The sequence below is a fragment of the Streptomyces sp. NPDC006743 genome, assembly GCF_040703815.1.
Taxonomy (GTDB): Bacteria; Actinomycetota; Actinomycetes; order Streptomycetales; family Streptomycetaceae; genus Streptomyces.
The window spans coordinates 97,465-110,808 of sequence record NZ_JBEYJA010000004.1 but is presented as its reverse complement, the minus strand read 5'-3'; the positions used below and the strand labels follow the sequence as shown (position 1 = coordinate 110,808).

At 73.9% G+C, this 13,344-nt stretch carries 12 protein-coding genes; 6 read left to right on the top strand and 6 right to left on the bottom strand.

The genetic code is table 11. From position 1 onward, the window contains the following. Positions 1–173: 173 nt before the first annotated feature. Positions 174–1,484: an ABC transporter substrate-binding protein gene (locus tag ABZ719_RS05120; protein WP_366723845.1), complete on the bottom strand. Its 1,311-nt coding sequence runs from the start codon at positions 1,482–1,484 to the stop codon at positions 174–176. A gap of 117 nt (positions 1,485–1,601) precedes the next feature. Between ABZ719_RS05120 and ABZ719_RS05115 the strand changes: the two genes are divergently transcribed. Next, complete coding sequence (locus ABZ719_RS05115; RefSeq protein ID WP_366723844.1) at positions 1,602–2,102, top strand: hypothetical protein; 501 nt, start codon at positions 1,602–1,604, stop codon at positions 2,100–2,102. Between the two features lie 159 nt (positions 2,103–2,261). Further along, positions 2,262–3,146 (top strand): formyltetrahydrofolate deformylase, encoded by an 885-nt coding sequence (gene purU / locus ABZ719_RS05110; protein WP_366723843.1) that lies wholly within the window; start codon positions 2,262–2,264, stop codon positions 3,144–3,146. Positions 3,147–3,422: 276 nt separating this feature from the next. On the opposite strand, the gene ABZ719_RS05105 is transcribed toward purU, so the two are convergent. Beyond that, complete coding sequence (locus ABZ719_RS05105) at positions 3,423–4,061, bottom strand: helix-turn-helix domain-containing protein (RefSeq protein ID WP_366723842.1); 639 nt, start codon at positions 4,059–4,061, stop codon at positions 3,423–3,425. A 67-nt stretch (positions 4,062–4,128) separates the two neighbouring features. Here ABZ719_RS05105 and ABZ719_RS05100 point away from each other — a divergent pair, with 67 nt between their 5' ends. Further along, complete coding sequence (locus ABZ719_RS05100; protein WP_366723841.1) at positions 4,129–5,064, top strand: zinc-binding dehydrogenase; 936 nt, start codon at positions 4,129–4,131, stop codon at positions 5,062–5,064. Positions 5,065–5,579: 515 nt separating this feature from the next. On the opposite strand, the gene ABZ719_RS05095 is transcribed toward ABZ719_RS05100, so the two are convergent. Beyond that, positions 5,580–6,728 carry a zf-HC2 domain-containing protein gene (locus tag ABZ719_RS05095; RefSeq protein ID WP_366723840.1) on the bottom strand — a complete coding sequence of 383 codons (1,149 nt, stop codon included), beginning with the start codon at positions 6,726–6,728 and terminating at the stop codon, positions 5,580–5,582. Positions 6,729–6,790: 62 nt separating this feature from the next. After that, positions 6,791–7,384 carry a sigma-70 family RNA polymerase sigma factor gene (locus ABZ719_RS05090; RefSeq protein ID WP_366723839.1) on the bottom strand — a complete coding sequence of 198 codons (594 nt, stop codon included), beginning with the start codon at positions 7,382–7,384 and terminating at the stop codon, positions 6,791–6,793. A gap of 408 nt (positions 7,385–7,792) precedes the next feature. On the opposite strand from ABZ719_RS05090, the gene ABZ719_RS05085 reads away from it, so the two are divergent. From ABZ719_RS05085 to ABZ719_RS05075, 3 genes are all read left to right on the top strand, one after another. Then, a complete protein-coding gene (locus tag ABZ719_RS05085; protein ID WP_366723838.1) occupies positions 7,793–8,161 on the top strand; it encodes an STAS domain-containing protein in 369 nt (122 codons plus the stop codon). Between the two features lie 134 nt (positions 8,162–8,295). Beyond that, entirely contained in the window at positions 8,296–8,808 is a 513-nt protein-coding gene (locus ABZ719_RS05080; RefSeq protein ID WP_366723837.1) for an EF-hand domain-containing protein, read from the top strand. A 1,225-nt stretch (positions 8,809–10,033) separates the two neighbouring features. Beyond that, positions 10,034–10,669 (top strand): ATP-binding protein, encoded by a 636-nt coding sequence (locus ABZ719_RS05075; RefSeq protein ID WP_366724021.1) that lies wholly within the window; start codon positions 10,034–10,036, stop codon positions 10,667–10,669. A 404-nt stretch (positions 10,670–11,073) separates the two neighbouring features. On the opposite strand, the gene ABZ719_RS05070 is transcribed toward ABZ719_RS05075, so the two are convergent. Continuing rightward, a complete protein-coding gene (locus tag ABZ719_RS05070; RefSeq protein WP_366723836.1) occupies positions 11,074–11,919 on the bottom strand; it encodes a serine hydrolase in 846 nt (281 codons plus the stop codon). A 148-nt stretch (positions 11,920–12,067) separates the two neighbouring features. Beyond that, positions 12,068–13,039: a helix-turn-helix domain-containing protein gene (locus ABZ719_RS05065; protein ID WP_366724020.1), complete on the bottom strand. Its 972-nt coding sequence runs from the start codon at positions 13,037–13,039 to the stop codon at positions 12,068–12,070. Positions 13,040–13,344 lie beyond the last annotated feature (305 nt).

Below are 13,344 nucleotides of genomic sequence, written 5' to 3'. Positions count from 1 at the left end.
GGGTCCGGCCCGGCGCCGAGCCCTGCCCGGCTGCGGGATCCGGCCCTGCGACGGGCCCGACCTGGCTCCGAGCCCGGCTCGGCTCTGGACCCGGCCCGGCTCTGGACCCGGCCCGGCTCTGAGCCCGGTGCTGCTCGGCGTCCGGCCCGGCCGGGGTGGCTGTTCACCGCTGTTCAGCCCGGGTCCGCGTCCTGGAGCGTCTTCGTCACGTCGACGAACCCCGTGGTGGCCGACACCAGGCGGCCGCCGTGCACCACCTGGAGGGTCACGTCGGCGTTGGCCAGGCGGGCGAAGCCGGTGGAGGCGAAGGGGCCCGACAGGGGCCACCGCAGCCGCGGGGTCAGTCCTCCCGTGTCGACGGAAAGCCCGGAGTCGAGGGTGCGCCGTACGGTGTCGGCGTTCACCGGCCCGGAGCCGATCCGCTCCAGGACGGCGCGCAGGACGGTGTACGCGATCCACGTGGTCTGCACCCCGGCGTCCGTGGGGTCCACCCGGTTGTCACCGAAGGCCTGCGCGTTGATCACCTTCTTCATCGCGTCCCAGCGGGGGTCGTCCGCGACCGGGTACCAGCCGGTGATGGACGCGCCCTCGTAGGGCCCCGAGGCCCCGCCGCTCGCGTCGATCACGGTCTGGTCCACGCTGCCGAGCACGGCGGCGGTGCGCACCGCCGGGTACTCCTGGCGGGCCCGGCGGAAGGAGTCCATGAAGATGTTGGTGCGCTCGCCCAGGGCCGGGACCACACAGCCCTTCCTCCCCGGCACGGCGGACGCCTGCGCCAGGGCCTCCACCGCCTTCCCGGAGTACTCGGTGGCGTCCTCGGCGGCCAGTTGGTCGTGGGCCCGGCCGTGGCCGCCGGCCTTCAGTCCGGCGTCGAGCAGGCCGGGCAGCTCGTCGCCCGCGATGCTGTCGGGCCGGACCAGGGCGACCGGACCGCAGCGCGGGGCGAGCACCCGGCCGAGGCCGACCAGCAGGGCGGGCTGCCCGCCGTTGACGGGATAGGACAGGGCCCGGGTGAACTCGGCGGTGGTCACGCCGTACCCGCCGATGTAGGGGATGCCCGCGCTCTCCAGCGGCGGGAAGAAGGAGTCGCTGTACTGGCTGTAGGAGCCGACGACGGCGGCGACGTCCTCCTTGACGGCGAGCCGGGCGCACTTGGCGGCGGCCACGCTGTCGTTGCTGTCGTTGCAGGTCACGATCTTGAGCTTGTGCCCGGCGATGCCGCCCGCGGCGTTGACCCAGCGGGCGTAGGCGCGGGCCATGGCGGGCATGCCGGGTTTGTTGGTCGCCGGGGTGCCGTCCGGTGCCCAGGTCATCACGGTGACGGTGCCGTCCCCAGAGCCCCCCGTGGCACCGGGGACGACACCGCAGCCGGCGGAGAGCGACGCGCACGCCGCCAGGGCGCCCGCGGTGAGCAGGTGCCGCCTCGGTCCGGTCCGCGCGGGTGCGGGGAGGGATGCGTTGCGCCTGAGTCGCCTGCCGGTCATGCAACGGCACGATTCCGGCACATCTCTAACCCGGCAGTGACCCATGGCCGACAATGGGTGACGCGAAGGTGAATTGCGGGGGGCGGCGGGGACGCCGGTGAGGAGAACGTACGATCGATGACCGTGCAAGGTTCGGAGAACTCTTCCCGTCGCGGCCGCCGCTCCTCCACCATGGGCGGCATGCCACTCAACGACATGCCGTGGTGGCGCTGGCGCAGCAATGTGCGCTCCGCGCTGCACATGCTCTCCGACCCGGTGTTCCAGCGGGACGTCTGGCTGGCGGGCGTCGAGGGGTACGGCGACGTCACCGACGCCGTCTACCGCCTGGTCGAGGACACCTGGCTGGACAACTGGTCCGCCGAGAAGTACGTCGGCACGATCTTCCGGGACTCGCAGGAGGCGGCGCTCGTCGACACGGCGGTGCTGCGGGTGCTGCGGATCATGCACCAGGTCGGGCCGGACGCGCCGGTGGCCGCGTACCTCGAACACCACGGCTGGCCGGAGGCGGTGCGGGCGGCGCGCGACGCGCACCTGCGCCTCGCGGCCAGTGACGGCGACGACCCGGACACCCCGCCGCGCAGCCTGGAGGTCCTGCGCATCATGACCCGCGCCGCGTAGCCGGCGCGCCACCGGCGCCACGCGGCTTTCGGCTCGCTCGTCGCACGACGTCCGGGCCGCTCGTCGCACGGCCTCGGGCCGCCGGTCGCGGGTGCCGCACCGTCCCGTCCTGCGGACGGGGCGTCCGGGGCGGGGCGCCCGTGTGGGACCCTGTCCTGCATGACTGAGCAGTCCCCCCGATCCGCGACGGCCCCGGCCGACCAGTACCTGCTGACCCTCTCCTGCCCGGACAAAAAGGGCATCGTGCACGCCGTGTCGAGCTATCTGTTCATGACCGGCTGCAACATCGTGGACAGCCAGCAGTTCGGTGACCAGGACACGGGACTGTTCTTCATGCGGGTCCACTTCTCCGCCGAGTCCTCGGTGACCGTGGACAAGCTGCGCGCCAGCTTCGCGGCGGTGGGCGACTCCTTCGGCATGGACTGGCAGCTCCACCCGGCCCAGACGAAGATGCGGATCGTGCTGATGGTGAGCAAGTTCGGGCACTGCCTGAACGACCTGCTCTTCCGCGCACGGACCGGCGCGCTGCCGGTGGAGATCGCCGCGGTGGTGTCGAACCATACGGACTTCGCCGAGCTGGTGGGGTCGTACAACATCCCGTTCCATCACATTCCGGTGACCCGGGACACCAAGGCCGAGGCCGAGGCGCGGCTGCTGGAGATCGTGCGCGAGGAGAACGTGGAACTGGTGGTCCTCGCCCGCTACATGCAGGTCCTCTCCGACGACCTGTGCAAGCAGCTCAGCGGCCGGATCATCAACATCCACCACTCCTTCCTGCCGAGCTTCAAGGGCGCCAAGCCGTACCACCAGGCGCACGCCCGGGGCGTGAAGCTGATCGGCGCGACCGCGCACTACGTCACCGCCGACCTCGACGAGGGCCCGATCATCGAGCAGGAGGTCGAACGGGTCGGCCACGGCGTCACCCCCGACCAGCTCGTCGCGATCGGCCGGGACGTGGAGTGCCAGGCCCTGGCCCGCGCGGTCAAGTGGCACGCCGAGCACCGCATCCTGCTCAACGGCCGGCGCACGGTGGTCTTCGCCTAGGGCGTGTTTCGAAAGTCCCGCCTGCCCCGCGGCGCCTGGCACGCGCGCTCGCTGCGTTGTCGGGATCGTCCACGTACGCCCAGTACGAGGACGACCCTCCGCCTTGCGATCACACGCACCAGGCGCCGCCGGGCCCGCCCTTCGGACGGACGGCGCCACTTTCGACACACGCCCCAGCTCGAGATTCAAGGTCGCTAGCCGGAACGCGATACATACGTCGGGTCTGGAGGCGAGCGGCGCATGTCTCGAGACCCGACGGCTACAGGCGATCTCCGCTCAACTGTCCTGTGCTGCCAGTGCCGCGACCACGGGGATCGCAGCGAAGGCCTTGCGCATGTGCCGGATGAGTGCCGCACGGTCCTGCCGTGCGGCGTCCGATGAGGCCCATGCCTCCAGTGCGCAGTGCCAGGCGGCGACCATGAGGTCGAGCAGCAGGCGCAGTTCGGTGCGGCCGGGGGACTGTGCGGCCAGCCGGTCCGCCACAATCCGGACGATGTCCGCGGAGACCTCTGAGCAGTGGCGCAGGCTGTGTGCGGCCAGCGCGGGGGTGCGGTCGGCCAGGCTGCGGCTGGCCAGGAAGCGCCGCTCCCATCCGTCCGTCATCTGCTCCAGTGCCGCGAACAGTGCGTCTTTGTAGGCGCCGAGCAGGTGCTCGCCGGTCAGGGGCCGGGTCTCGATGTCCGTGAGGTAGGCGGCCCACAGTTCCTTCTCCGGGGCCAGGGCCACGTCTTCCTTCGAGGTGAACGTGCGGAAGAACGTGCGCTTGGAGACCTCTACCGCTTCGACGATCTCGTCCAGTGTGACCCCGGTGAAGTCCCGCGCGGTGAACAGCTCAAGGGCCGTATCGACCAGGGCTTGACGGGTCCGCAGCTTCTTGCGCTCACGCAGCGGCAGTTCCTTGGGGTCCTTGTGCACAGATGCAGCCTACCAGCAGCTTTTGCCACTTGTAAGCTTATGCCACTGAGTGGCATTATTCCTCGCCGTGAAGGCACTGACGATTGATCACTCAGCCCCGGGCCACCTCACGCTCGCCGAGGTCGCCGACGCCGAACCCGCCGCCCACCAGGCCCTGATCCGGGTCCACTCGTTCTCCCTCAACGCCGGCGAGGTCCACCACGTGGTCCCCGAGGGCGAAGCCGGCACGGTGCCCGGCTGGGACGCCGCGGGCGTGGTGGTCCGGGCAGCCGCCGACGGCTCCGGCCCCACGACCGGCACCCCCGTCGTCACCGTGGGGGCCGCAGGCGCCTGGGCCGAACTGCGCGCTGTGGACACCGACTTGATCGGCACCGTGCCCGAGGGAGCCGACCTCGGCCCGATCAGCACGCTGCCGGTCGCAGCCGGCACGGCCTTGCGCGCCCTGCACCGCATCGGCCCGATCCTGGGACGGCGCGTCCTGGTGACCGGCGCGGGCGGCGGCGTGGGCCGCTTCGCCCTGCAACTCGCGACCCGAGGCGGCGCCCACGTCACCGCAGTGACCAGCGATCCGGCGAAGACGGACGCACTGCGCGCACTCGGCGCCCACGAGATCGTCACCGACCTGGCCGCGCTCCAGCATCTCGAACCGGTACACGGAGTGGTCGAACTGGTCGGCGGCGCCCACATGGTCGCCGCGCACGGCGCCCTGGCCGAGAACGGCGTGCTGGTTTCCGCGGGTCACATCTCCGGCGACGGCGAGCAGTTCCCCTACGGAGCCCTCTTCGGCAACGGCCATCGCCACAACCGCCAGATCGCCACCTACTACCTCCTGGACGATGCCGTAGGACTGGGCGCCGACCTCACCTGGCTCGCCGCACTCACGGCCCGCGGCGAGCTGGACCCGCAAGTCGCCCTGCGCACCGACTGGACACAGGTGACGCGGGCAGCCGCTGAACTGGCAGGCCGCCGCGTGCCCGGCAAAGCCGTCATCGACGTCCCCTGAGCGGACAGGACGACGTCCGCTGCCGCCCCCGTGACGATCCCGCTGACTACGAAGCCATCGGGACAAGGGACCAGCAGCTGACTTCGTAACCTCCGCCCAGGAGCGCCGGATCGGTGACACCACCGGTAGCCGGCGGGTCTAGAGACAAGCGGCGCTTTTCTCCAGTCCCGACGTGTGCATCGCGTCCAACTCGCAAAGTTGAATCTCAAGCTAGTGCTGTGACCGGAAGGTTCACCGGCTCGCGACGCCCGGCACGTCTCCCCCGAGCTCTGGCGAGCAGGGGGTGCCCCCAGCCGCGTGGTCGCAGCACCCGAGTACATCCAGTACGCGGGTCATGCTCCGCCTTGCGATCCTCCCCCACTGCCCGAACGGCGTGGGAGGTGCCCCCGGCACCGGACGCCGCGAGCTGCCCGGCAGACCTTCCCGGCCACGGCACCGGCCAGGCCCTGCCCGGCCGGTCATGCCCCGGACGCGGGGGCGGCACGCCCGTCCGCGGCGTTGTCCGCCCGGCGCCGTCACAGCCGGCTGAGGGACGCCGCCGCGTGCAGCACGTCGCTGATCGCGTCCGCGTCGCCGACCTGCCCGGCCGCCGCCTCGCGCGGCGCGACGTGTCCGGCCGCCAGCCGGCAGAACTCCACTCCGTCCAGCGCGACATGCGCCACCTGGTGCTCCGCGGAGCCCACCGCGCCCGGTGAGTCGAGCGGGATCAGCCACTCGCCGCCGCCCCTCCCCTCGATCTCCAGCCGCAGACTGCGCCCCGGCCGGCCCGCCGGCACCAGGTGCCGGGTGCGGGCGGGCGCCGCCAGGCCCGCCCGGCGCCGGGCGGCGAGCACGCCGGGCAGGGTCCGGGCCGCGAGGTCGATCATCGCGTGCAGATGCCGCGGGGCGGGCGGGTCGTAGGGGTAGTCCACCGCCTCCGCGACGTCCTCGGCGTGGATCCAGCATGCGAAGGCCCGGTCGAGCAGCGCGTCCCGCAACGGCAGCGTGAAACCGCCGCCGTAGGGCACTGCCGGCGGCCCGCAGGACCCGGCGGCCTCACCCGCCCCGCCCGCCCCGGTGTCCCCTCCGGCGGAGGACGCCGTGCGGACGATCGCGTGGGTCTGGTCCCGCCAGGGCCCCCGGACGGTGCGGGTCGGCGGCGGGTGCGCCGCCCGCCAGTACGCCTCGGTGCGGGCGGTGGGCGTCGGGCCGGCCGCGGGCAGGCCTCCGAGCGGATCCTCCAGCCCGAGCGCGTCCGCGACGAGCCCGTCGACGCTCATCAGGTGCGCGATGACCCCGGCGACCGTCGTACGGCGGCTCACCGGCCGCCCGCCCTCGAACCACCGCAGCCGCACCGGCGCGTGCCACTCGGCGTCACCGAAGTCCTGCAGCAGCGCGTCCAGGCGGGCGGTCTCCGCGTCGTAGGGCGCCGCCCACCCGGGGACCGGCACGTGCGCCGGCCTCCGCTCCAGGCAGGCGTCCAGGACCCGGGCGCGCAGCCCGGGATCCAGGTCGAGGCTGTCGGGCCGGTGCAGCAGGCCGACCGCGTCCCGCAGCCGCAGCGCCTCGTCCGCGCAGTCGCCGCAGCCGCCCAGGTGCTCCTCGACGGCCGTCGTCTCCTCCGGCGAGCAGGCGGCCAGTGCCCAGGCCCCGAGGAGCGACTTCAGGACGTGATGCTCCGGCACGGTCGGGTCCTTCTGCTCGGTCGGTCCTCCCCGGCCGGACGGAGCCGGCCCGCCGGTTCCGCTCATGCCGCACCTCCCGGACCGGGCGGTGCGCCGGGGCCGCCGGTGTCGCGCCCGGCGTCGTGGGCGGTGGACAGCAGTTGCAGGCCCAGGCGCAGGCGCCGGCGGGCCTCGTCCTCGCCGACGCCGAGGTCGGCGGCGGCCTGCCGGTAGTCGCGGCGCTGGAAGTAGGCCAGGTCGAGGGCGGCGCGCAGCGGGGCCGGCATGGAGTGGACGATGTAGTCGGCGCGGGCGGCCACGGCGGCCCGGCGCACCTTGTGCTCCAGTTCCTCCGCCGACCCCGGGCCGCCGGCGGCCAGCGCGGCGGTCTCGGTGACGCGCAGGCGCTGTACGGCGAGCCGGTGGGCCAGCGCGGCCACCCAGGAGCGCAGTGGGCCCTGGGCGGGATCGTAGGCGTCGGGGTGCTGCCAGACCTGTGCGAAGACCTCGCGGGTGATGCTGTCGGCCGCCTGTTCGTCCCCGAGCACGCGGTGGGCGAGTCCGTGCACGAGCGAGGCGAACCGGTCGTACAGCTCGCCGAGTGCGGCGGCCTCTCCGCGCGCCAGCCGCTGCTGCATCCCGCGGTCCCAGCGGGGCGGTGCGTCCGTCTTCGCCATGCGGCCCCCTTCACGCCCAGCCGTGCCGTGCCTCTGTTTGTCTCTGTCCCGGCCGGTCCCTGGTCCAGCGTGTCTGCCTGATCTCCTCGAATGTAGTCGGCACGTTCGCCCGTGCACGCCCCTTTGTGGCGATGTGCGCCCCCTGAAGAGCCCCAGGTGGTAAAGGGGCGCGTGGAGGGGGCACGGTGGGGGCGCGGGCGGGTGGTTACCCCTTATACCCTTCTGTTTCGGATCAACTCTGATCGAATGCGACGGAAGATGACCGAAACAAGCCCTTCAAGGAACCGTGGTCGTTTGCTGTGCGGTGTTTGGGGGAACGGCCGCTGGGCAGCCGCGCGGAAAGAAGCGTAGGAACTGCTTCCGTTTCCGGGCGGTTCCGGGGAAGATCCGGCGAGCGGAGGGCAGGCCGTGGTGTTGAACGTGACCGGCGACGGGCAGGGCGGGTGGAGCGTGCTCAGGGTCGCGGGCGAACTGGACCTGGTGACCTCCCCGGTGCTGCGGCAGCGCGTCCACGCGGTGGTGGCCGAGGGCCGGCACGACCTCGTGCTGGACCTCTCGGAGGTCTTCTTCTGCGACTCCAGCGGCGTCGGCGTGCTCATCGCCGCCCGCCGCCTGATCCGTTCCTGCCAGGGCCGGCTGCGGCTGATCCTGCCCGCCGGCGGCGCGGTCGAGGGATCCCACGTCAACCGGGTGCTCGGCGCCCTCGGCGTCCGCCGGCTCTTCGACGTCTACCCCGACGTGGCGTCGGCCGTCGACGAGGAACCCCTGTCCGCCTGAGCCTCCCGTCGCACGGCCGTGCCCCGAATTCACCCGGTCCTGGCACAACCGTGGCTTTCCCGTCCCCGGACCGCCGCCCGCGTCGTACGCTCCGTGCCAAGTGCACCCCCAGACGTGAGGCGGCCCGAGAAGACATGGTCAGCAGCGAGTACGAGCGCAGGATCGGGGCCCGGTTCGCCACCTTCGACCAGGACGGCAACGGCTACATCGACCGCGAGGACTTCAGCATGGCGGCCAAGGCGCTGCTCGCCGAGTTCCACACCGCCGCCCGCTCCGACAAGGGCCAGGCCCTCTACGCCGGCGCGGAGGCCTTCTGGCAGGGCATGGCGGGGATCGCCGACCGGGACGGCGACCAGCGCATCACCCGCGAGGAGTTCGTCACCGGCGCGGTCAAGCGGCTGCGGGACAACCCCGGGCGGTTCGCGGAGATCGCGCGCCCCTTCCTGCACGCGGCCCTGGCCGTCGCGGACACCGACGGCGACGGCGCCGCGGGCGTCGAGGACACCGTGCGGGTGCTCAGGGCGCTCGGGGTGCCCGAGGAGGTGGCGCGGGCGACCGCCGCCGCGCTCGACACCGACGCCGACGGCCAGGTCCGCGAACAGGACATCGTGCCCGCGTTCGCCCGCTACTTCACCGTCACCGAGTAGCACCGGCCGAACCGGCAGGGGAGTCCCGGCGCCGTTCCCCTCCTGCGCCCGGCCGCAGGTGACCGTACGCCCGCAGCCCGCACGTCCGTGGCCCGTACGTCCGCAGCCCGCACGTCCGTGGCCGGTACGTCCGCAGCCCGCACGTCCGTGGCCGGTACGTCCGCAGCCCGCACGTCCGTGGCCGGTACGTCCGCAGCCCGCACGTCCGTGGCCCGCACGCCTGCACGCCCGCAGACCGTACGGCCGCAAGCCCGCCGACCGTACGGCCGCAAGACCGCAGGCCGTACGGCCGTACGGTCGAACCGGCGCCCTGGGTCGCGCGGGTGTGCGAGCGGGGAGGGCAACACGCCCGGCCGCGCGAGGAGTTCGCGGCGGCCCGCGGCGGCTCAGCGGCGGTGCGGCAGGCGTGCGCGGGCCCGTGCGCCGGGGTCCGGTGCGGCCCCGGCCGGCGGGTGGGCGCGGCGCGCCGCCCTCGGCACCGGCGGCCGGATCACCCCGGCGGGAGCCGGGGCGGTCCGACGGCGCGCGGCGGGCCCGCCGGTGCGCCCCGCCCGTTCCCGCCCCGAGGGCACCGCGCCGCTCGCACCGGTCTCACCAGGCAGTCCTCCGCCCCGCCCGCCGCTCCCGGCGGGCCGGGCGGCCGGTCCCGCCCCGGCGCTCCCGCGACGCAGAGTGAGAGGCGCCCGGAGACCGTCCCGGGGCCGGGGTGCCGCGCGCCTCCGCGCCCACCGGCCCACCCGGCCGCTCGCGTTCCGGTCCCCGCGGACCCGCGGCCCACCTTGATCACGGAGAGTCGCCTCCGGACGGTGGTCCCGGACAGGTCTCGTCACGTCCCGGAGTCGCCGCCCCGCTCGGGTACCTTGTGTGGGATGCGAGTGGTTCCGATGGCCGGTGGTCGCGGTGTTGCCCGGGCGGCGACTCCGGATCCGGCGGTGCGTGCCGCTGTTCGCGAGGTCGGGCGGCCCGTCCCGCCCATGTGTGCGACTCCCCGCGGCGGGCGTCGCACAGTATGCCGCACGGGTACTCCTTCGCGCGGGAATATGCCCGAAGCGCTTGTTGCGGTGACGGTACGTCAACCATGCTGGCTCGCAAGGGAGTCACAGTCCGTGACCCTTGCTCTGGCCGTTGTTCTGGCCATGCAGAGAATGGCTGTGATCGTGGCCCCGTCCGGCGCGGGGTCACGGGACCGCCGGTTCGGATGGTGTGAGCGGTGCAGGTGCTTCAAGTGCAGCTGGAGATCCGGCCCGACCCCGCGGAGGTGGGGCGGGCCCGCGAGTGGGCCCGTTCGCGTCTGGCCCGGTCGGGGATAGCGTCCGACGAGCCGCTCGCCGAGACCCTGGTCCTGCTCGTCTCCGAGCTGGTCACCAACGCGGTGGTGCACACCGGTTGTCCGGCCGTCCTCAGACTCTCGCTGCCCGGCGCGGCGGCCGATGCGGCCACCGTGCGCCTGGAGGTCGCCGACGCCAGCACCTGCGCGCCGCAACCGCGTCGCGCGGGCGACGAGGCCACGAACGGCCGGGGGCTCGCCCTGGTCGACGGGCTGGCCGACCGCTGGGGCTGGAGTGCCGAGGGCGCGGGCAAGCGCATCTGGTGCGAACTGGACCGCTGTCCGCCGCCGCCCCCGGCGGTGACGGCGGTGCCCGCGACGGTGACCGCGGTGCCCGCGGCCTGCGGGGGCCAGGCGCCGGTGTGCGGCGGAACCGGGCTGGAGACGGCGGCCTACCGGGGCGTGGGCCTCACCGGTCAGCCCGGCACGGGTCTCACCGGTCACTGGGGGACGGGTCTCGCCCGGTTCCTGGGCGAGGGCCTCACCGCCTGTCCGGGCGCGGTCCGCGGAGGGCTGCGGTACGAGGTGGTGTGAGTCCCGGTGCGGACGCGGCCGGAGCGGACGGTTCCGTCACCGGCCCCGCACCGGCCGGGAGCCCGTGCGCCGGGGGTGCTTCCGTGCGCGCCCGTTGCGATCCCGGCACAACGGGCAAATCGCCAGACGGCTGTTGACGGACCGTGTCCGTTTGATCACGCTTGGGGCAGCGATTCGCCGTGAGGGGACGTCGAGGGTGCCCGCGACCGGAGCCCTCGACGAGTGTGAGTCGTGAGGTCGGCGCCGGCCGGTCCCGTCAGGAGCGAGGGGGGTGGGCCGGGGCGCCGGAGCCGGATGGCGGCGCGCGGTGTCGTGCTCGGGGCGGGCATGGGCGCGCCGCCACCCGGAACCCGCCGTCCACAGCCTGTGGACGGTGTCCCGCGCACGGCTCGGACCCTACGGCGTCAGTGCCCGGACACCGTCGAGGAGACGGCGGCGCGCGCCGTCCGCTGGACCAGGGAGACGCCCTCGCCCATCGAGGCGTTGCCGTCGGAGAGGACCGCCACCAGGTAGCGGTGCCCGTCCACCGTGATGCGGCCGACGCTGTTGACGTCCCACAGGCCGGAGGTGCTGCGCTGGAGCCACCCGTTCTTCAGGGCCGTGGCCGACGGCGTCCCGGCCGCCGAGACGCCCCAGGCCTGCTCCGGTTCGACCGTGTTCATCAGGGTCCGGATGTAGGCGCGGGAGTCGGCGTTCAGCGCACCGCCGGTGCCGGCGCGCGCGTCTGTTCCGCCGGCGGCACCCGTGTCGAACACCGCGCGCAGGAGCCGGATCTGGTCGCTGGCCGTCGTCCGGGTCAGGCCCCACTTGGCGCCCGGTCCGCCCTTCGTCGCGGTCAGCCCGAGCCGCTTGTTGGCCGCTTCCAGCCCCGGCGCCCGGCCGATACGGCGCCACAGCGCGTTCGCCGCGGCGTTGTCGCTGTGCCGGATCATGGGCTCGGCGCAGGCGCGCTCCTGCGCGGTAAGGGTCCGTCCCGCGTCCTGCGCCTGGAGCAGCGCCGTCGCGAGGATGTCGACCTTGATGATGCTGGCGGTGTCGTAGGGGACGTCGTCGCCGTACACGGCGGGTTCGCGTCCGGAGCCGTCCAGGGGGAGCACCGCCGCCGTCACGCGGGACTGGTCCGGTGCCTGGTCCTGCGCCTGCGCCGGTGCGGCGGCGCCCAGGGCGCCGGCGGACAGCAGGGCCGCGGCAAAAGCGAGGAGGGCGCCGGTCCGCGAGGGGCGCGGCAGGGAGCGCAAGCGTTTCAGCATGGCCGAAACATAGACAGAACACCCGCCACCGGTCGGTGACTCCCGTCACCGAAATCCCCTTTTCGCCTGGATTGTGAGAAGGGCCATAGAAGGAGAGGCTCTGTGCGGCGGAGAGGGCGAGGGGGGCGGGGGAGCGGTCGGACAGACCCTAGGCGGGCCGGCCGGTGTCCCCGACCCGGAAGGTGCGCCGGTAGGCGGTCGGGGTCACGCCGAGGGCCGCCTGGAGGTGCTGCCGCATCGACTGCGCCGTACCGAAGCCCGCCCGCTGGGCCACCCGGTCCACGGACAGGTCCGTGGACTCCAGCAGGTGCCGGGCCCGTTCGACGCGCTGCTGGGTGAGCCACTGCCCCGGGCTGATCCCGGTCTCCTCGCGGAAGCGCCGGGTGAAGGTCCGCACCGACATGGCCTCCTGCTCGGCCATGTCGCGCAGCTGGATCGGTTCGTGCAGCCGTCCCAGCGCCCAGGCGCGGGCGTTGGTCGTGGTGGCCAGCTGCGGGTCCGGCAGCGGCCGGTGGATGTACTGCGCCTGGCCGCCGTCGCGGTGCGGCGGCACGACCGTGCGGCGGGCCACGTCGTTGGCGACCGCCGTGCCGTGGTCGCGGCGCACCATGTGCAGGCACAGGTCGATCCCGGCGGCGACCCCCGCGGAGGTCAGGACGTCGCCGTCGTCGATGAAGAGCACGTCCGCGTCGACGGCGATGTGCGGGAAGAGCCGCTGGAAGCGCTCGGCGTCGGCCCAGTGGGTGGTCGCGGGGCGGCCGTCCAGGTAGCCGGCGGCGGCCAGCACGTACACGCCGGTGCAGATGGAGGCGAGCCGGGTGCCGGGCCGGATGTGCGCGAGCGCGGCGGCCAGGTCCTCGGGGAGCGTGCCCTGCTCGTAGAGCCGGCCCCGCTCGTAGGACGCCGGGACGATCACGGTGTCGGCGGTGGCCAGGGCCTCCGGTCCGTGCGCGACGACGATCGAGAAGTCGGCGTCCGTGCGCACCGGGCCCGGCGGCCGGACGGAGCAGGTGACGACCTCGTACAGCGGCCAGCCCGCGGCGTCCTTGGGGCGCCCGAAGATCCGGTGCGGGATCCCCAGCTCGAAGGGCAGCAGCCCGTCGAGCGCGAGGACGACCACGCGGTGCGGAGAGAACTGCCCGGACGGAGGGGCGAGGGCGGGGGCCGGGGCCGCGCTGACGGAGGGCGGCGCATCAGGGGAGGGGGCTGTGGCGCCGGCGGGAGCCGCGCCCGCGGACGGAGCCGCGCCCGTGAACGGATCCGCATCGGCGGAGGGGTTCGTCCCGGGGGCCGGGGGCGCGTCGGCGGAGGGGGCCGCGCCGGGGGTGGGGTCTGCGCCGAGGCTGTGATCCCTGCTGACGGGCGGGGCCGCGCCCGCGGACGGCACGAGGGTGGTGCGCTGAGCCGGAGCCGGAGCCGGAGCCG